Origin of the sequence: Streptomyces sp. NPDC005402 (assembly GCF_040606575.1) — a bacterium.
Classification (GTDB): Bacteria; Actinomycetota; Actinomycetes; order Streptomycetales; family Streptomycetaceae; genus Streptomyces.
In genome coordinates this window covers 83,672-102,210 of the sequence record NZ_JBEXFB010000011.1, presented here as the reverse complement: position 1 = coordinate 102,210, position 18,539 = coordinate 83,672, and the positions used below count along the sequence as shown (strand labels likewise).

17 protein-coding genes are annotated in these 18,539 nt (G+C 71.4%); 11 read left to right on the top strand and 6 right to left on the bottom strand.

Annotated features, from left to right (window positions below):
* Position 1: 1 nt before the first annotated feature.
* Complete coding sequence (locus tag ABZT02_RS22430) at positions 2–1,087, bottom strand: hypothetical protein (RefSeq protein ID WP_356019768.1); 1,086 nt, start codon at positions 1,085–1,087, stop codon at positions 2–4.
* A gap of 170 nt (positions 1,088–1,257) precedes the next feature.
* On the opposite strand from ABZT02_RS22430, the gene hmgA reads away from it, so the two are divergent.
* The 3 genes from hmgA to ABZT02_RS22415 are packed head-to-tail and all read left to right on the top strand — an operon-like array spanning position 1,258 to position 4,576.
* Positions 1,258–2,604: a homogentisate 1,2-dioxygenase gene (hmgA, locus tag ABZT02_RS22425; RefSeq protein WP_356019767.1), complete on the top strand. Its 1,347-nt coding sequence runs from the start codon at positions 1,258–1,260 to the stop codon at positions 2,602–2,604.
* Positions 2,605–2,631: 27 nt separating this feature from the next.
* Entirely contained in the window at positions 2,632–3,381 is a 750-nt protein-coding gene (locus ABZT02_RS22420) for a GntR family transcriptional regulator (RefSeq protein WP_356019766.1), read from the top strand.
* Between the two features lie 40 nt (positions 3,382–3,421).
* On the top strand, positions 3,422–4,576 hold the full coding sequence (locus ABZT02_RS22415) for a type ISP restriction/modification enzyme (RefSeq protein ID WP_356019765.1): 1,155 nt from the start codon (positions 3,422–3,424) through the stop codon (positions 4,574–4,576).
* On the opposite strand, the gene ABZT02_RS22410 is transcribed toward ABZT02_RS22415, so the two are convergent.
* Positions 4,573–5,286: a TetR/AcrR family transcriptional regulator gene (locus ABZT02_RS22410; RefSeq protein WP_356019763.1), complete on the bottom strand. Its 714-nt coding sequence runs from the start codon at positions 5,284–5,286 to the stop codon at positions 4,573–4,575. The genes ABZT02_RS22415 and ABZT02_RS22410 overlap by 4 nt on opposite strands.
* A gap of 63 nt (positions 5,287–5,349) precedes the next feature.
* On the opposite strand from ABZT02_RS22410, the gene ABZT02_RS22405 reads away from it, so the two are divergent.
* Together ABZT02_RS22405 and ABZT02_RS22400 are read left to right on the top strand one after the other, a co-directional pair.
* Positions 5,350–6,288 carry an ATP-binding cassette domain-containing protein gene (locus ABZT02_RS22405; protein ID WP_356019762.1) on the top strand — a complete coding sequence of 313 codons (939 nt, stop codon included), beginning with the start codon at positions 5,350–5,352 and terminating at the stop codon, positions 6,286–6,288.
* The gene (locus tag ABZT02_RS22400) at positions 6,285–7,067 is read left to right on the top strand and encodes an ABC transporter permease (RefSeq protein ID WP_356019761.1); all 783 of its coding nucleotides are present in this window, start codon (positions 6,285–6,287) and stop codon (positions 7,065–7,067) included. Before ABZT02_RS22405 ends, ABZT02_RS22400 begins: the two co-directional genes overlap by 4 nt.
* A gap of 160 nt (positions 7,068–7,227) precedes the next feature.
* Here ABZT02_RS22400 and ABZT02_RS22395 read toward each other — a convergent pair whose 3' ends face one another.
* From ABZT02_RS22395 to ABZT02_RS22385, 3 genes are all read right to left on the bottom strand, one after another.
* Positions 7,228–7,497 (bottom strand): hypothetical protein, encoded by a 270-nt coding sequence (locus tag ABZT02_RS22395; protein ID WP_356019760.1) that lies wholly within the window; start codon positions 7,495–7,497, stop codon positions 7,228–7,230.
* 126 nt (positions 7,498–7,623) lie between these two features.
* Entirely contained in the window at positions 7,624–8,448 is an 825-nt protein-coding gene (locus tag ABZT02_RS22390; protein ID WP_356019759.1) for an anti-sigma factor, read from the bottom strand.
* A complete protein-coding gene (locus tag ABZT02_RS22385) occupies positions 8,445–8,987 on the bottom strand; it encodes a sigma-70 family RNA polymerase sigma factor (RefSeq protein ID WP_356019757.1) in 543 nt (180 codons plus the stop codon). Before ABZT02_RS22385 ends, ABZT02_RS22390 begins: the two co-directional genes overlap by 4 nt.
* A 207-nt stretch (positions 8,988–9,194) precedes the next feature.
* Between ABZT02_RS22385 and ABZT02_RS22380 the strand changes: the two genes are divergently transcribed.
* From ABZT02_RS22380 to ABZT02_RS22365, 4 genes are all read left to right on the top strand, one after another.
* Positions 9,195–10,727 (top strand): DUF4331 domain-containing protein, encoded by a 1,533-nt coding sequence (locus ABZT02_RS22380; protein WP_356019756.1) that lies wholly within the window; start codon positions 9,195–9,197, stop codon positions 10,725–10,727.
* Positions 10,728–10,943: 216 nt separating this feature from the next.
* Positions 10,944–12,398, top strand: a complete 1,455-nt coding sequence (locus ABZT02_RS22375) for a tetratricopeptide repeat protein (RefSeq protein ID WP_356019755.1) — start codon at positions 10,944–10,946, stop codon at positions 12,396–12,398.
* Positions 12,395–14,062: a sulfite exporter TauE/SafE family protein gene (locus ABZT02_RS22370; RefSeq protein ID WP_356019753.1), complete on the top strand. Its 1,668-nt coding sequence runs from the start codon at positions 12,395–12,397 to the stop codon at positions 14,060–14,062. Before ABZT02_RS22375 ends, ABZT02_RS22370 begins: the two co-directional genes overlap by 4 nt.
* 75 nt (positions 14,063–14,137) lie before the next feature.
* Entirely contained in the window at positions 14,138–15,724 is a 1,587-nt protein-coding gene (locus ABZT02_RS22365) for a serine/threonine-protein kinase (RefSeq protein WP_356019752.1), read from the top strand.
* A gap of 7 nt (positions 15,725–15,731) precedes the next feature.
* On the opposite strand, the gene ABZT02_RS22360 is transcribed toward ABZT02_RS22365, so the two are convergent.
* Positions 15,732–16,526, bottom strand: a complete 795-nt coding sequence (locus ABZT02_RS22360) for an SGNH/GDSL hydrolase family protein (protein WP_356019751.1) — start codon at positions 16,524–16,526, stop codon at positions 15,732–15,734.
* 186 nt (positions 16,527–16,712) lie between these two features.
* On the opposite strand from ABZT02_RS22360, the gene ABZT02_RS22355 reads away from it, so the two are divergent.
* Together ABZT02_RS22355 and ABZT02_RS22350 are read left to right on the top strand one after the other, a co-directional pair.
* Positions 16,713–17,108: a hypothetical protein gene (locus ABZT02_RS22355; RefSeq protein WP_356019749.1), complete on the top strand. Its 396-nt coding sequence runs from the start codon at positions 16,713–16,715 to the stop codon at positions 17,106–17,108.
* A 1-nt stretch (position 17,109) separates the two neighbouring features.
* Positions 17,110–18,231 (top strand): GNAT family N-acetyltransferase, encoded by a 1,122-nt coding sequence (locus ABZT02_RS22350; protein ID WP_356019748.1) that lies wholly within the window; start codon positions 17,110–17,112, stop codon positions 18,229–18,231.
* The last annotated feature ends 308 nt before the right edge of the window (positions 18,232–18,539 follow it).

Sequence of the window (18,539 nt, the reverse complement as noted above, 5' to 3'; positions counted from 1 at the left end):
CTCATCGGCCACCGCCGGCACTCGTCACGGGCTGCGCCTGCGCGGCGGTGCCGTCGGCGGCGCCGGTGCCCGCCGCGGGCGGGGAGGCTGCGATGCCGGTGCTGCCGCCGGCCTGCGGGGCCGGGACGCCACCACCGGTAGCCGCCGCGGGCTGCGCTGCCGCGGCCGTGCCGCCACCGCTCGAGTCGACCTGCGGAGCCGCGTCGCCGCCGGCACTCGCCAGGAGCCGCGCCTCCGAGACCGCGCCGCCGGTGCTGCCGCCCGCCTGCGGGGCCGGGACGCCACCACCGGTAGCCGCGGCGTTCCAGGCCGTGCCGACGCCGACACCGGCCCGCGTGGCCGCCACGTCACCGGGGTCCGCCCCGGCCTGCGATCCCAGGACATCGCCGCCCCCACTCACGGTGAGCTGCGAGCCCGATGCACCGCCGCTCAAGCTCGTCCTCGTGAAGGACCGCGCCCCCGAAGCGCCACTGCCCGCACCCGTGACGACCCGCGAGCCCGAAACACCGCCCGCGCTCCGCATGACCCCCGACTCCGAACCGCCGCTCCCCGTGACCCCCGACTCCGACGCCCCGCCCCCCGTCGCCCGCGGCTCCGACGCCGTGACGTCTGCCGTGCTTTCCACCGGGGTGCCGTCGACGGCCCAGACGGTGCCGTCGTCGGCGTAGAGCCGGGCGGTGACCTTGTGGGTGCCCTGGGGGACGTACGCGGCCGCGAGGTGGTAGGACGGGGCGCGCAGGGTGGTGACCGGGCGGTCGTCCACGAAGAGGACGGCGACACCGCGGCCGGAGACCGCCTTCGCCTTCGTCGTGGCGGGCGAGAAGGTGAAGTTCTCGACGGTCAGCCGCACGGACCAGCTGTCGTCGGTGTCCGGCTGCACCACTATGCCGACGTCGGGGGCGTTCTCCTTGTCGACCTCCCGGTAGTGCCGCCCCTCGTGGTCGGTGTCGTCAAGGACTTTGCCCACCGGTGAGACCGACTGTCCGTCCTTGCGTTCCTGTGCCCCATTGGCGCCACAGCTCACGGATCCGGTCACCAGAAGGACACAGACCGCGAGCAGGGCAAGGAGTCCCCGCGTCCACGACATGCCGGGGAGCGTAGAACACGGGTCCGACAACGCGAATCCCCCTGGGGTCTGGTTCTCCTCCTCCCTGAGGAGGTCACGGGCGGGGAAACGGTTCCACGGAACGCCCCCTTGCGCCGACGACACCGCAATCCTACGGTGTTCCATAGGAATCAGACCGCAAGGGAGCGATCATGAGCGGGGACGCAGCCATCACGCGCGGCGACGCACGCAAGACCGCCGAGGGCCTGGCCCACCTCTCCGGATTCGGCAACGAGCACGCCTCGGAGGCCGTCCCGGGCGCCCTCCCCGAGGGCCGCAACGCCCCCCAGCGCGCCCCCCTCGGCCTGTACGCGGAACAGCTCAGCGGTACGGCGTTCACCGAGCCCCGCGCCCACAACCGCCGCTCCTGGCTCTACCGGATCCGCCCGTCCGCCGCGCATCCACCGTTCACCCACACCCACAACGGCCGAATCCGTACGGCCCCGTTCACCGAGTCGGTCCCCGACCCCAACCGGCTGCGCTGGAACCCGCTGCCCGAGCCCCCCGAGGGCACCGACTTCCTCGCCGGCCTGTGGACCCTCGGCGGCAACGGCGACGTCACCCAGCGCACCGGCATGGCCGTGCACCTCTACCACGCCACCGACTCCATGGACCGCGTCTTCAGCGACTCCGACGGCGAGCTGCTGATCGTCCCGGAGCGCGGCGGGCTGTTGCTGCGCACGGAGTTCGGGCTGCTGCATGTGGAGCCCGGCCATGTGGCGCTGATCCCCCGTGGGGTGCGCTTCCGCGTGGAGCTGCTGGACACATCCGCCCGCGGTTATGTGTGCGAGAACTACGGGGCCCCGTTCCAGCTCCCCGACCTCGGCCCGATCGGGGCCAACGGCCTCGCCAACGCCCGCGACTTCCTGGCCCCCGTCGCCGCGTACGAGGACGTCGAGGGGCCGGTGGAGGTGGTCAACAAGTTCTGCGGCAACCTCTGGACGGCGACCTACGACCACTCCCCGCTCGACGTGGTCGCCTGGCACGGCAACCACGTGCCGTACGTCTACGACCTCCGCCGTTTCAACGTCATCGGTTCCATCTCCTACGACCACCCCGACCCGTCGATCTTCACCGTGCTGACGTCCCCGTCGGACACCCCGGGTCTGGCCGGAGTCGACTTCGTGGTCTTCGCGCCGCGCTGGCTGGTCGGCGAGGACACCTTCCGGCCGCCGTACTTCCACCGGAACGTGATGAGCGAGTACATGGGCCTGATCGAGGGCGCCTACGACGCGAAGACCGCCGGAAAGGGGGGCTTCGTGCCGGGCGGCGGCTCGCTGCACAACATGATGTCGGCGCACGGGCCCGACCGGGAGACGTTCGACCGGGCGAGCGCGGCCGAGCTGAAGCCGCAGAAGGTGGACGACGGGCTGGCGTTCATGTTCGAGACCCGCTGGCCGGTGACGCTCACCGCGCACGCGGCCCGGGCGGACCACCTCCAGGCGCACTACGACGACGTGTGGCGGGGCCTGGAACGTCACTTCCGCCCGTTGCACTGACCGAACCGCGGAAGGTACGGATAGCCCGTGACCTCCTTCGCTCCCGACTCGATCGTCCTGAACCGCAAGCTGCCGCTCTGGTACCAGGTGTCGCAGTCCCTGCGCGCCTCGATACTCGGCCGCTCCCCCCAGGACCCGCTCCGCCTGCCCACCGAGGAACAGCTGGCGGGGCACTACGGCGTGAGCGTGCTGACCATGCGGCAGGCGCTGAAGGAGCTGGAGGACGAGGGGCTGATCACCCGTCACCGGCGCCGGGGCACCTTCATCGAACCGGACGCCCGCCGGGGCAGCCCGGTCCGGCTGCTCGGCTCGGTGGACGCGATCGTGGCCCAGCAGTCCGGCATGACGACCGAGCTGCTGGAGCACGGCAAGTCACCGGTGCCGTCCGAACTGGCCGAGTTCTTCCCGGATCTGGACGAGGTGGCGGCGTACCACCGGCTGCGCAGCGACGAGAAGACCGGCGAGCCGACCAACCACGCCCGCAACTACGTCCGTCCCGAACTGGCCGCGCGCGTCGACCCGTCCGACCTGGCGCGCTGGCCGATGACCAAGGTGCTGCGGGACGTCGTCGGAGCGGACATCAGCCGCATCACGGACACGGTGGAGGCGCGGCTCGCGGACCCCGAGACCGCCCGGCTGCTCCAAGTCCCGCTGCTCAGCCCGATCCTGCACTACACGGGGGTCACCTACGACACGGGCGGCCGGGTGCTCGACGCGGCGGTGATCCACTACCGGGGTGACCGGTTCTCCTTCACGGTGACTCTGGACGCCACATGAACCCACCGGCCCCGGCTGCCTGTCGGCGGAAAGTCGTACGATGCCCAGCGTGACGCACGATGACGCTCCGCCGCTGGCGGACCTCATGCCGTGGTCCGTCGCACCGCCGCGGCTGGGCCGAGGGTGGCCGACGGGCCCCGACGCGGCGTCCCTCAGAGCCCGCTGGGACGCCCTGCTGAAGGCCGAGGGTCCCGACCGGGAGGCCCTGTTCGAGCCCACCCGCTCGCGCACCCTGCGCTCGGCGGTCGGACAGCTGCCGGGGCGCACGGGCGGCACGGAGCGGCTCGCGCGCGCCACCGGCCCCTGCCCGGAGCCGGTGCGGGTCCTGCACGCCCCCTTCGACGAACAGTGGCTGATCCCGGACCACCGGCTGATCGACGCGGCCCGGCCCGAGCTGTGGCGGGTGGCGGACGAGGACCAGGTGTTCGTGGTGGAGACACCCACGGACGGTCGGGGCCCCCAGCTCCTCGCGACCTCGCTGCTGCCCCTGCTCCGCCCGGGCCGTATCCGCCCGCTGTACCGCCGCCCGGGCGGCACGGAACCGAACCTGGCCCCGGGCCTCCTGGAGCACCTGGGCTCGCGGCTCGGGATCCCGGTGGAACCGCTGGACGTCCTCGCCTGGATCATGGCGGCGATCCGCCCGGACCTGACCGTCCCGCTCCCCGACGACCCCGAACCGTGGTCCCGTGGCGTCGAGTCGGGCCACCGCGTCCTGTGGCTGATGCGCCGCGACGGCGACCGCCCGAAGCTGCCCGGCGGCCGCCGACCGTACGTCCGCGCCCCTCTGCCGTCCCGTCCGCTGATCCTGGACTACGACCGCGACGAGGAGGCCCTGCTGCTGGACGAGGGCCGCGTCTCCCCCGTGCCGCCGGAGGCCTGGGACTTCGAGGCGGGCGGGGTGCGGGTACTGGAGCAGTGGTTCGCGGCGCGCGTCACGGAACCGGAGCCGGGCACGCTGTCCGCCATCCGTCCGGCGACCTGGCCCCAGACGTGGACGTCCGAACTCCTGGAGCTGATCACCGTGCTGGCCCTGCTGGCGGATCTCCAGCCGCTCCAGGACGAGCCGACGTCACGGATCACGGCGGCCGATCTGCGCGCGGCGGGGGTGCTGCCGGTCCCGGACTCGGCCCGCAGGCCGGCGTCGGTCCTGGACGGGCACGAGGAGGGGCCGGAGGGGCAGCTCACGCTGCTCTAGGTTCTGGGCTCGAAGCCGTCCAGCACCCGCCCCAGCATCCGCTCGAACACCGCGTCCAGGTCGATCGGCCCCGCGTCCTCCATGAACGACGCCGCCAGCCGGGGATACGCCCCGGACGCCACCTGACTTCCCAGGTACGCGATCCGCACCGCGTTCTCCTGCTCCTGCGACCACGGCAGCGACCGCACCCGCTCGGCCGTGGAGAGCTCGTTCGAGACGTACGTGGTCACGCACCCGTTGAGCATCGCGACCAGCTCGATCTTCGTGCCGTAGGGGGCGTCCAGCGGGTCGAGGCAGGCGAGGCAGTGCTCCAGGTAGCGCAGGGCGTTGGGGCTGAAGCCGTACACCCCTGACATCAGGCGCGGCATCCAGGAGTGCCGGTGCATGAGCTCCTTGGTCTGGCGTGCGTTGCGCAGCATGTCCGCCCGCCAGTCCCCCGTCGGCTCGAACAGCTCGTGCTCCCCGCTGACCGCGTCCACCATCAGCTCGTACAGGTCCTCCTTGCGGGGGACGTAGTTGTACAGCGACATCGTCCCGCAGCCCAGTTCGGCCGCGACATGCCGCATGGACACCGCGTCCAGACCGCCGGCATCCGCCAGCCGCACCGCGGCCGCCGCGATGTCCGCCCTGGTGAACGCAGGTTTCGGCCCGCGCCCCGTCCGCTCGGGACGGGCCCAGATCACTTCAGGTACGGCCGCTCGGCCCGCCATCGATCATCACCTCGGCCACCATCCTAGTTACGTACAGCGTACGTAGTGCGCTATGGTCCTGCCATGACTTCTACGTACGCTGTACTTAGTGAAGGTCTGGAAAAGCGGTTCGGGGAGGTCCATGCCCTGCGCGGCCTCGATCTCGCGGTCGCTCCGGGCACGGTCTGCGGCATCCTCGGCCCGAACGGGGCGGGCAAGACCACGGCGATGCGGCTGCTGACCACGCTGCTGCGGCCGGACGCCGGTTCCGCGCGGGTCGCCGGGTACGACCTCGTCCGGGAGCCGGCGGCGGTGCGGCGCGCCATCGCCGTCGCCGGGCAGTACGCGTCGGTCGACGGGGACCTCACCGGACGGCAGAACCTCCGGCTGTTCGCCCGGCTGCACCGGGTGCGGGGGCCGGCCGAGCGGGCCGCCGAGCTGCTCGACCGCTTCGGACTGACCGAGGCCGCCGACCGCACCGCGTCCACCTACTCGGGCGGGATGCGCCGCCGCCTGGACCTGGCGGCGAGCCTGATCCGCCGCCCCGAGATCCTGTTCCTCGACGAGCCGACGACCGGGCTCGACCCGGCCAGCCGCAACCTGATCTGGGCCGCCGTGCGCGATCTCACCGCGGACGGCACGACCGTGCTGCTGACCACGCAGTACCTGGAGGAGGCCGACCAACTCGCCCATGACATCGCCCTGGTGGACAAGGGGCGGGTCGCGCACACGGGTTCGCCCGCCCAGCTCAAGGCGTTGATCGGGGCGCATGTGGAGATCGTGGTCGCGGACGCGGACGTCCTGGTGAGGGCGGCCGGCGTCCTCGACCAACTCACCGGCGGGGAACCGTCGTTCGACCAAGAGCGGAACTCGGTCGGCGCGGTGACCCGGGACACGACGCTCACCTTGCCCCGGCTGGTGCGCGAACTGGACGCCGCGGGCGTGCCGTTGCTCGACGCGAGCATCCGGCCACCGACCCTCGACGAGGTCTTCCTTCGACTCACCAAGGAGCTTGCGGTATGAGCATGCAGGCCTACGACTGCACCGCGATGCTGGGCCGTCAGCTGCGGCGGGTCCGGAACAACCCCGGACTGCTGATCCTGACCCAGACCATGCCGATCACCATGCTGCTGTTCTTCGGCTATGTCTTCGGCAGCGCGCTGGCGATGCCGGGCGAGCAGTACCGGTCCTTCCTGGTGCCGGGCCTGCTGGTGGCGACGGCGGCTAACGGGATCATGACCGGGATGTTCCAGGCGGCCCAGGATGTCCACCGGGGCGTGACGGACCGGCTGCGCACCCTGCCGATCAGCCGGGCGGCCGTGCCGCTGGGTCAGTCGGTCGCGGACGTGGTGGTCACCGCCGCCGGCATGGTGCCGTTTCTGCTGGTGGGACTCGCGGTGGGCTGGCGCGTCGAGGGGTCCGCACTCCAAGCGGTGGGCGCTGTCGCGCTGTTGCTGCTGTTCCGGTTCGCCACCACCTGGATCGGCATATTCCTCGGCCTGCTCACCGGCAGCGAGGAGGCCGCGGGCCAGCTGGGCGGGGCGACCTTCATCCTGCCGCTGCTGTCCAACGCGTACATCCCGACCGAGGGGCTGCCCGGGTGGCTGCGCACCCTCGCCGAGTGGAACCCGATCAGCGCGGTGACCACGGCCCTGCGGGACCTGTTCGGCAACGCTCCGGTACCGGAGGGCGCGGCCTGGCCGGTGGCACATCCGATCGCCGGGTCACTGCTGTGGTGTGCGGTGCTGCTCGCGGTCTTCGCGCCGCTCGCCGTACGGAGATATGCACGCGGCGAGGGCTGACACCTCTTGCCGGGAGGGGAGTTCGGGCCCTGCCGGGGCCCGGGTCGACCTCGGAGGCGCGCATGCCGAAGGTGCCGCGTACGGGAAGGCTCACCTGGATCGTGCTGCACGCCGTGGGGATGACGGACAGGATCGCAGCACGATACCGGGCGGCGAGGGCTCAGCGCCCGCCGAACAGCGAACGGCGCAGTCGGCGCAGTGGCGCGAACAGCGAGACGCGGCGCACCCGCGCACCCCTGTCACTGCGCTCCTGCTTGGCGGGGTCACGCGCGGTCAGTTCGCGCATCAGTGACGTCGCCTCGGCCGCCTCGCGCTGCGGGACGGCCGGCCCCGAAAGCACCGAGAGATGGCGGTCGAGGCGCGAACTGGTCGCGCTGCTCCCGCAGGTGATCGCAGGGACCCTCGCCCTGCGCACTGCTATCTGTTCCATGTCACTCCCCACCCGTACGAGTCCACCCGGCCCGGGCAGGGTAACCCTATCGCCCCGTCGGAGCACACGTGTATCGGCGTCACAGGATTCACCTTCCCCGCAAGGGTGTTGACGACCCCTCCATGATTACTCTCCGAATCCAACAGATTTCAGGGCGAGTTGGACAACCGGCTGGGTGGTGGGCTGTGGTGACCCACCGTCGGGCTCGACCGTCACGGCGAGTGAGGTCGCGGACTTGTCGAGTCCGCTCGCGACCAAGGGCGTGTCGGCGGCGAAGAGCCCGAGGGAGCGCGGTTGCTCGTTGGGGCGCATGGCCCATAGTTGACGCACGCGGCCGCTCGGGGGCGCGCCGTACCCGCTCAGGGTGACGACCGCGCGCCCCTCCGATGCGGAAGCGATCACTCCGATCGTCCGGCCCTGTGCGTCCTGGCCCCGGGTCGCGAGCGCGTCCGCGGCCTGGAGAACGTGGGCGATCTCACTGGCCTGGGCCTTCTGCGCGTCCAGTTCGTCCTGGGTCCGGTTGGCCTGGACGGCGAACAGCGAGGCGACGACGAGCGCCGCGGCCGCGGTGGCCGTCGCGAAGGGCGCGAACAGGGGACGCCGCTGACGCTGCCGGGGCGGCGGCTGGACACCCCAGACATGGGGCGGCAGCTGCGACTTGCGCGCCCGTGCCGGCTCCGGTCGCGCGCGGGCCGGCTCCGGCCGTACGGCGGACTCCTGCGGGATGGTCCGTACGGCGGCCAGCACCCGGTCGCGCATCGCGGTCGGCGGTGGCGCGGCGGCCGACCACGCGAGGCGTACCGCGTCCTCGGACAGCGCACGCACCTCCGCCGCACAGCTGTCGCAGTCCTTCAGGTGCCTCTCGAAGCGGGCCCGCTCGGGGGGCTCCAGCGCGTCCAGGGCGTAAGGGGCCGCGAGGGAGTGCAGATCTTCCCGGCGGAAGAGGCTCATGCCGCACCTCCCAGGCACTCCCGCAAGCGGGTCAGTCCGTCACGCATCCGCGTCTTCACCGTCCCCAGCGGCAGCGAGAGCCGCTCCGCCACTTCACGGTACGTGTAGCCGTCGTAGTAGGCGAGGGTGACCGACTGGCGCTGGAGCTCGGTCAACCGGTCCAGGCAGCGGCGCACCCACTCGCGTTCGAGGCCCGCCTCGACCTCCTCGGTCACCTGGTCGAAGGCGGGGTGGTGGGCCCGGCGTGCCTCGCGCTGCTCGCGTTCACCGGCCGCGCGGGCGCTGCGCACCCGGTCGACGGCGCGGCGGTGCGCGAGGGTGAGGATCCAGGACAGCGCGCTGCCCCGGCGCGGGTCGAACCGCGCGGCGGACCGCCAGGTCTCCAGCAGCACCTCCTGCGACACCTCCTCCGACTGCGCCGGATCACGCACCACACGCCGTACGAGCCCGAACACCGGCCCGGCGACGAGCCCGTAGAGCTCCTCGAAAGCCCTCTGGTCCCCACCCGCCACGAGCACCAGAAGCTCGTCCGCCTCCAACTCGCCGCCCCCTCCCGCAAAGCCGCACCTGGGCCGTCCCGTCCCACGAGGTATTCGCAACGAACACACCTCCGGATGGGGTTACGGATCAGAACGTCGAAAACGCGGGTCGAGCAGCAGAAAAGAAGTTTTGAGATTCGACCAATCCGCCCCGGCCACCGCTCCGAATCACCGAGCGTCAGGCAAGTTGGACTGAGGACGGACGGCATGACACCTATCTCCAGGAGCGGCTCGGGACGCAGGAGTCTCGTGACTCTCGTATGTGGTGCGCTGGCCGCCGGGGGGCTCGCAGCCGCCGGTGTGGCCACGCTGGAACCGGGGGCGGCCTCCGCCTCCAGTCACCGGGAGGCCCCACTGATCTCGGGCGACCCCCAGTACGACAACACGGACGTGTACGCGTTCGTCAGCCCCGACAAGCCCGACTCGACGACGATCGTCGCCAACTGGATCCCGTTCGAGGAGCCCGGGGGCGGCCCGAACTTCTACCAGTTCGCCGAGGACGCGCAGTACGACCTCCACATCGACAACAACGGTGACGGACAGGGCGACCTGCTCTACCGCTTCACGTTCAAGACGCACGTCAAGAACAAGAAGTCGTTCCTGTACAACACCGGCGTGGTCGAGAGCCTCGACGACCCGGACCTGAACGTCACGCAGACGTACGACATCGAGCTCTTCCGGCTGAAGTACGGGAAGGTCGAGTACAAGACGAAGGTCGCCGACGACATCCCGGTGGCCCCGTCGAACGTCGGCAAGGCGTCCATGCCGAACTACGAGAAGCTGCGCGACCAGGCGGTCTACAAGCTTCCGGGTGACGCGACGGCCTTCGCCGGCCAGGCCGACGACCCGTTCTTCGCCGACCTGCGCGTCTTCGACCTCCTGTACGGCGGGAACCTCACCGAGGTCGGCAACGACACGCTCAAGGGCTACAACGTCAACTCGATCGCCCTCCAGGTCCCGACGGACGTGATCGCCGAGTCCTCGCACCAGCCGGTCGTGGGCATCTGGTCGACGACCCAGCGCAGGAACGCGCAGGGCTACTACTCCCAGGTCTCGCGCCTCGGCAACCCGCTCGTCAACGAGGTCGTCAACCCGCTCAAGGACAAGGACAAGTTCAACGCGTCCTCGCCGGAGTACGACGCGCAGTTCCTGAAGAACGTGACCAACCCCGAACTGCCGAAGCTCATCGAGGCGATCTACAAGATCCCCGCCCCGAAGGAGCCCCGCAACGACCTCGTGGACGTGTTCCTCAAGGGTGTGAAGGGGCTGAACCAGCCGCCCCACGTCCGCCCCGCGGAGGAACTGCGCCTCAACACGTCCATCAAGCCCACCGATTCTCCGAAGCGGCTCGGTGTGCTTGATGGCGACAACGCCGGCTTCCCGAACGGCCGCCGGCTCACCGACGACGTGATCGACGCCTCGCTCCAGGTCGTCGAGGGTGAGCTCGTCGGGTCCAAGAACGACCTCGGTGACGCCGTCGACAAGAACGACAAGGACTTCGAGAAGTCGTTCCCGTACGTGGCGCTGCCGACGGAGGGTTCGCGGGGTCCGCTCGCCAAGGGCACGTCCGGTGGGAACGACGTCCGTAACCAGCTCGGGGACGCGCTGTCTCCGGCCGGGTCCTCCGGGTCGGACAACATGACGCTGATCGCCGGGTCCGCGGGTGCGGGTGCCGCGGGTATCGCGCTCATCGGGGCGGCGCTGATGTGGTGGCGTCGGGTGCGGGGGCGTGCCTACTGAGGCCGACGGTGCCTAAGGGGGTGCCTCGGTCCGTCGTCTGGCGGCTGCGGGTATGTGGGGGCTGGTCGCGCCCCGCGGCGGAGCCGCTAGTCGACACAGCCCCGCGCCCCTGACCACCTCCACTCACCCCCCTTTACTGGCGCGGCCTGCGCGTACTCATCCCCCACGGCGCAGGCCGCGCCGCACACACGATCACGAACGGAACTGGAGAGGGCAATGTCCGGGTCTACGACCGACAGCGCACCCGAGGACGAGCAGAGCGGTTCGTCGGAGGGCGTGGAGCCCTCTGCGCAGGCCGATGACGAGAAGGTCGCCGCCGTGCGGCGGGTCTCGGCGGCCGGGCGACGCTGGCGGGCCGCTCAACTCGCCGGATGTGCGGCGCTGTTGGCCGTGGCGCTGACGGGCGGGTCGATCGCCTTCGGAGCGCTGCGGGACGGTGGCACGGCCGCTGTCGCCAGTTCGTCGTCGGCGGTCTCGCCCGGGCTCATGGCGAGTGGGGACCTCGACGCGGGCATCAGGGCGATCCAGGCCCATCTGCGCGGCCAGCCCAAGGACTTCGGCAGCTGGGCCACCCTCGGGCTCGCCTACGTCGAGCAGGCACGGACCAAGGGCGACCCCTCGCGGTATCCGCAGGCCGAGCAAGCCCTCAGGAAGTCACTGAAGTCGAAGGCGGACAACGAGCAGGGCCTCGCCGGTCTCGCCGCGCTCGCCGCGGCCCGGCACGACTTCAAGGGCGCCCTCACGTACGCCGACAGGACGCTGAAGCAGAACCCGTACAACGAGCGCGCCCTCTCCTCCCGGATCGACGCTCTCGTCGAACTGGGCCGCTACGAGGAGGCGTCGAAGGCCGCCGACCTCGCGGACGAACGGCGGCCCGGCATCCCGGTGTTCACCCGCTACGCCTACGTCCACGAACTCCGTGGTGACGTCCGTACCGCCCGCACCGTACTGGAGCGGGCCCTGTCGACCGCGACCACTCCGGGCGACATCGCCTACGTGGCCTCCGCGCTGGGCCAACTCGCCTGGAACCAGGGCGATTACGACACGGCTCTGACCGACTACGCCCGCGCGCTGGCCGCCGACGACGCCTACCTCCCCGCCCTGGAGGGCAGGGCCCGCGCCCAGGCCGCGAGCGGGGACCGCGCCGCCGCGATCAAGGGCATGGAGGCCGTCGTAGCCCGATATCCGCTGCCCGGGCCGCTCGTCGCGCTCGGGGAGCTGTACGAGGACCGGGGCGGCGACGGCGACGAGGCGAAGGCCGGGGACCAGTACGCGCTCGTGGACGCGTGGACGGCACTCGCCCGCGCCAACGGCGTCAACGCCGACCTCGACACCGCGATGGCCGCCGCCGACCACGGCGACAAGGCCTCCGCCCTGAAGGCCGCCCGCGCCGAGTGGGCCCGCCGGCACACCGTGCACACCGCGGACGCTCTCGCCTGGGCCCTGCACGTGAACGGCCGGGACAAGGAGGCCCTGCCGTACGCCCGGCAGGCCACCGCCACCGGCTACCGCAACGCCTCCTTCCGCTACCACCGCGGCATCATCGAACTGGCCGCGGGGGACACGAAGGAGGGCCGGAGCCAGCTCGGCTCCGCCCTGAAGCTCAACCCCGGTTTCTCCCCTCTCGGCGCCCGCGAGGCCCGCAAGGCTCTCAAGGAGGCGTCCGAGTGAAGCCCCGCCGTCTGTTCGCGTCCCTCACGGCCGTCCTGACGGCGGCTTGTGCGCTCGCGCTGCTCCCTTCCAGCAGCGCGAGCGCCCACCCCCTCGGCAACTTCACCGTCAATCGCTACGACGGTCTCGTCGCCGCCCCCGGCGCGCTCCGCGTCGACCACGTCGAGGACCTCGCCGAGATCCCGGCCACGCAGGCCGAGCCGGACATCGAGAAGCTCGGCATGACCGGGTGGGCCGCCCAGCGCTGCGACACGGCGGCGGAGGGCGCCAAGGTCAGCGTCGACGGCCGTACGGTCGCCCTGAGCGTGCAGAACAGCCACGCGCGCGTGCGTCCCGGTCAGGCCGGACTGAACACCCTGCGCGTGGAGTGCCGGCTGACCGCCCCGCTGCCCGAGGACGCCACCGTCACGCTCGGCTTCCACAGCGCGGGCACCGACTCCGGCCCCGGCTGGCGCGAGATCACCGCGCGCGGTGACCGGATGACGCTCACCGGGTCGGACGTCCCCACGAAGTCGGTCTCGGACGAACTGACCACGTATCCGCAGGAGTTGCTGTCCTCCCCCGCCGACACGGTGACCGCCTCGCTGCGCGTGCGGCCGGGCGGCGCGGCCCTCGCCGAGGAGCGGTCGGACGCCCCCGCCGCCTCCGTGCTGCCCCGTGGCGCCGACCGCTGGACGCGCGCCCTGGACTCCCTGGTCGCCCGGCACGACCTCACCGTCGGCTTCGCCGCGCTCGCCCTGCTCATCGCGGTCGTGCTCGGCGCGATGCACGCGCTGGCCCCGGGGCACGGCAAGACCCTGATGGCCGCGGTGGCCGCGGCGCGCGGCGGCAAGGCCCGGATGAAGGACGTCCTGCCGCTGGCCGCCTCGGTGACCGTCACCCACACCCTGGGCGTGGTCGCCCTGGGCCTCCTCGTCACGGCCGGCTCGGCCGCCGCGCCCTCGGTGATCGCGTGGCTGGGCATCGCGAGCGGGGTGATGGTGACGGCGGCGGGCGTCACCCTGCTGCGCCGAGCCCTGCGCACCCGTGCTCATCAGCACGGACACGGGCACACTCACGACCACGCGCACGATCACGCGCCCGACGCCGAAAAAGCCGAGGAACGCTCGCTGGTCCTGGTCGCCGCCCACGCGGAGACCGCCCCGGCGACGGCGGAGACGCACGCGCCCACCCACACACCCGGACACACCCACGACCACGACCACGGACACAGTCACACCCACGACCACGGCCACGATCACGGGCACCCGCACCCCCACGACCACCCCCACACCCTGGAACACAGCCACGGCGGCTTCACGCACACCCACGCCGTCGCCCCCACCCTCCGTGGCACGATCCTGCTCGGTTTCGCCGGTGGTCTCGTGCCCAGTCCCTCCGCCGTCGTCGTGCTCGTCGGGGCCGCCGCGCTGGGGCAGGCCTGGTTCGGTCTGCTGCTCGTCGTGGCGTACGGCGTCGGGCTCGCCCTGACCCTGACCGCGGCCGGATTCGCCGTCGTCAGGCTGGGCAGTGGAGTCACACGGCTGCTGGACAGGCGCCCCCGCCTGGCCGCGAGCCCGATGACCGCGCTGGTGCGCAGGACCGCGCCCCTGATGTCGGCGTTCGTCGTGGTGGCTCTCGGGGCAGGATTGGTGCTCAAGGGGGCGGCATCCGCACTCGGCTGAGCTACTTTTGTACAGAATTCACGTGCGACATCACGCGGAGTGGAGATTTCGCCCGGATGCGAATGGGGGACGCCCGTGTCCGAAGAACCGGGCAGTGAACGAGTGATCGCGGGCCGCTACCGCCTGCTGTCCCCGCTCGGCGAGGGCGGCATGGGAACCGTGTGGCGCGCCCGTGACGAGGTGCTGAACCGCGAGGTCGCCGTCAAGGAGGTGCGTGCGCCGCACGGACTGGCGACACACGAGGTCGAACGGTTGTACGCCCGCCTCGAACGCGAGGCGTGGGCGGCGGCGCGGGTCGCCAACCGCAATGTGGTGACGGTGTACGACGTGGCCACCCAGGACGGTCGCCCGTGGATCGTAATGGAGCTGGTGCGCGGCATCTCGCTCGCCGAACTCCTCGACGCCGAGGGCCCCTTGAGTCCGCAGCGGACCGCGCACATCGGTGCCGAGGTGCTCTCCGCGCTGCGGGCCGCGCACGAGGCCGGGGTGCTGCACCGGGACGTGAAGCCCGCCAACGTGCTGCTGTCGAACGACGGCCGTGTGGTGCTCACCGACTTCGGGATCGCCCAGGTCGAGGGCAGTTCGGCGCTGACGATGACCGGCGAGGTGATCGGCTCGCCCGAGTTCCTGGCCCCGGAGCGGGCGCTCGGCCGCACCCCGGGCCCGGAGTCCGACCTGTGGTCGCTGGGCGTGCTGCTGTACGCCGCCGTCGAGGGCAATTCCCCCTTCCGGCAGAACACCCCGCTGAGCACCCTGCGCGCGATCGTGGACGAGGAGCTGCCGCCGCCGTACCGGGCAGGTCCGCTCACGCCGGTGATCGAGGGGCTGCTGCGCAAGGACCCGGCGGAGCGGCTGCCGGCCGACCGGGCCGAGCAGGAGCTGCGGATCATCGGGGCGGGAGGCACCCCCCGGGCGGATGCCGTGCAGGCGGGGCCGTACGCCTCGACCGTCGCGGCCCCCTTCCCGCAGGAGCCGTCGACGGCCCCGTACCGGCCCGCGCCCACGCCGACCTCCACTCCTGTCACCACGCCCTCAAGAGCACCGGAGCGCAACCGCCGCGCCGGGGTCGTCCTGGTCGTGGGCGTGCTGGCCGTTGCGCTGGCGATCGCCGGGCTGACGTACGCGCTGCTGAACCGTGACAACGGCGACAAGGGCGGGGAGACCGCCAAGGACACCGCTCCGGTGGTGAGTTCGCCCGCGCGGACCGGGGCGGACGAGACTGCTGAGGACACCCCGTCCCCGAGTCCGAGCAAGAGCAGCACCACGAGCGCGCCCGCGCCGCAGTCGGTGGACGTCTCGCTGGCGGGCTCGAACACCGACTACACGGGCTCCTGCCCGCCGGACAGGTCCGCGGCGCCCACCTTCACGGTCACGCTGACGGTCGGCCGGCTCCCGGCGACGGTGACCTACCGCTGGGTGTCGAAGAACGGCTCGGTGAACGGCAACTGGAAGTCGCTCACCTTCCCGGCCGGGGGCGGAAAGACCCAGGAGGACAGGCGGTTCGTCACCACGCAGGACGACAGCGGGACGTTCCAGGACTCCGTCAGCGTGGAGGTCCGCGATCCCGTCGAGAAGACGTCCAACTCGGTCCCCTTCTCGCTGACCTGCGTGGCGGAGACCCCGACCGACACCGGCGAGGCCTCCCCCACTGAGTCCCCGTGAGAGGGGATCAGGCCGCGCTGTTCAGGACCGGGAGATAGCCGCCGGACTGGCCGGCCGCGGTCGGGTGGTAGGACTCGCCGATGTTGAGCAGGTTGAGGCTGTGCAGCCAGGCGCTGCCGGAGCACAGTTCGTGCCCGGTGAAGGTGGAGCGGACGTCGCCCCAGGCGAAGCCGTGGTTCGCGGCCCGCTTGGCGATGGCGGTGTCGAGGTAGTCGGCGGCGTCGTTGATGGCCTTGCGCTTGGTCTCGGAGAGGCCGAGGCAGGTGGTGCCGAGCTGGTAGAAGCGGGGGTAGCCGAGGACGACCACGTGGGCGTTGGGGGCCCGGCCGCTGATCTCGGAGTAGACGGTGTCCAGTTGGCCCTGGAGCGTCGAGTCGACGTACGCCTTCGCGGTGTTGATCCGGGAGAGGCAGGAGCTGTCGGACTGGAGCACACAGGTCGTCATGACGTCGGCGAAGCCGGCGTCGTTGCCTCCGATGCTGATGGAGACGAGCGCGGTGGCGGAGCTGAGCGGGGTCAGCTGGTTCGCCAGAACATCACCCGTACGGGCGCCCGAGCACGCGGTGAACGCGAACGACGAGGGTGAGTGGGCGGCTGCCCAGAGGTAGGGGTAGGCCTTCGTGCTGCGCTTGCAGTCGCCGCTCGCACTGATGTAGCTGCCCGCGCCGACACCCGAGGAATAGGAGTCGCCCAGGGCCACATAGGGGCCCTCGGCGGCGTGGGCGGTGCCTGTCCCGGTGAGGACTGCGGCGAGGGCGAGGAGGAGTGAGCCGACGTACGCGGCAAATCGGGAACGTCTCATGGAACCTCCCTTTAGCAGGATCTCTGCCGTATCCGTCGTAGCAACGACACGTGGCGACGGGAAGTGTCCATGCCAAAATCGGTGCCGAAGCCAAGGACCGCGGTGGGGTGCGCCCTTGACGGTCCCCGGTGGACTGCGCGACATTGAAACCCGGCATCCGGCGCTTTCTGGGGGGAAACGTCGCCCATGCAGACCACACGTCTCCGGACATCTTCGACCGTGTCGGGCAGAGACCTGACGCCGCTGCTCGCGGGCGCCGCGACCGCCGTGGGGGGATTCGGCGCACTGCTCGCGCTCACCGGTTCCCACTCACCGCTGCGCGCCCCGCTGACGCTCTTCTTCCTGCTCGCGGCACCCGCCGCCGGAATCGCCGCCGCACTGCGCGGCTTCGATCCGTTCGCCCGCCTGCTGGCCTCACTGGCCGGCTCGGTCGTCCTCAACATGCTGGTGGCCCAGGGCATGCTGGCCACGCACCGCTGGTCGGCGCGGGGCGGCGTCCTGGCGGTGACCGTGATCAGTGTCCTGATCCTCCTGCTGGTGCTGTTGCGGCGGCGCCGTAGGGCGAAGGGTCAGGACCTCTGACGTGGACATCAGCGTGTACCGCCCCGGTGAGCTGAGCGCGGCCGACCGGGTGGCGTGGACCGCCATGCAGTCCAAGGCACATCTCCAGGGCTCACCGGGTCTCGGGAATCCTTTCCTGTCCCCCGAGTTCGCGCTCGCGGTGGGCCGGTGCAGGCGGGGCGTGCGGATCGCCGTCGTACGGGAGCGGGGCGAGCCCGCCGCGTTCTTCGCCTTCCAGAGAACCGCCGCCGGTGTCGGCCGGGCCGTGGGCCTGGGCATCTCGGACGCCCAGGGGCTGGTGCACCGGCCCGGATTCACCTGGGACGCACGGGAGTTGCTGCGCGCCTGCGGGCTCGCCGTCTGGGAGTTCGATCATCTGGCGGAGGGCCAGGGGCCGTTCGAGGCGGGGGCCTCGGGCAGGTTCCCCTCTCCGGTCATGGACGTCGACCAGGGGTACGAGACGTATCTGGCCGGGTTGCGGGAGCGTTCACCGAAGTTCACCCGTACCACCCTCGCCAAGGAACGCAGACTGGCCCGCACCGCGAGCGAGGTGCGCTACGTCCACGACGAGCGCGACCCGGCCGCCCTGCGCACCCTGATGGGCTGGAAGTCCGCCCAGTACCGCAGGACCGGCCGCAGCGACCGCTTCGCGCACGAGTGGATCGCCCGGCTGGTGGAGCAGCTGTTCCACACCCGCTCCGAGCCGTTCGCCGGGATCCTCTCGGTGCTCTACGCCGACGAAAAGCCGGTCGCCGCCCACTTCGGGCTGCGCGGCGAACGCGTCCTCGCGTGCTGGTTCCCGGCGTACGACCCGGAGTACGCGAAGTACTCCCCCGGCCTGATCCTGCATCTGCGGATGGCCGAGGCGGCCGCCGCCGACGGCGTCGCGTACCTCGACCTGGGCCGGGGGCGGAAGGAGTACAAGGACTCCCTGAAGACACGGGAACTGACCGTGTCGGAGGGGTGGGTGACCCGTCGGCACCCGGTCGCGGTAGGACACCGCGTCCGCCGGGTTCCGGTGCGGGCACTGCGCAACGCCGTGGTGGCGCGGCCGGAGCTGTTCGAACCCGCCGACAGGCTGCTGAAGAAAATGGGAAAGATCCGCTCCGACGCGACTGTAACGGTCAAACCAACAAAAACGTGAGGCCTCGTTTCAGGTCTTGCCATACAGGTTCAAATGTCAATACCGTCATACATCACACCCGCACCGTCCCGTCATCGAGCGGCTCTAGGGGAGGGCTCAAGGACCGCGACGGGGGCGCGGGGCGCGGTAGGGGGGTGCCGTGCTCGGTGACCGCTCAGGTGACCGAGTCGTGCCGCGCGACCGGCTGTCGTTTCTTCGAAACAAGCACAGCACGACGGCGGTCGGCCAGCTTTGCCAGCTCACCCGGCGTGTACGGAGATTCCTTCCGCCATGCCGTGAGTGAGAACCCCCCTTTCGAACCGGAGCAA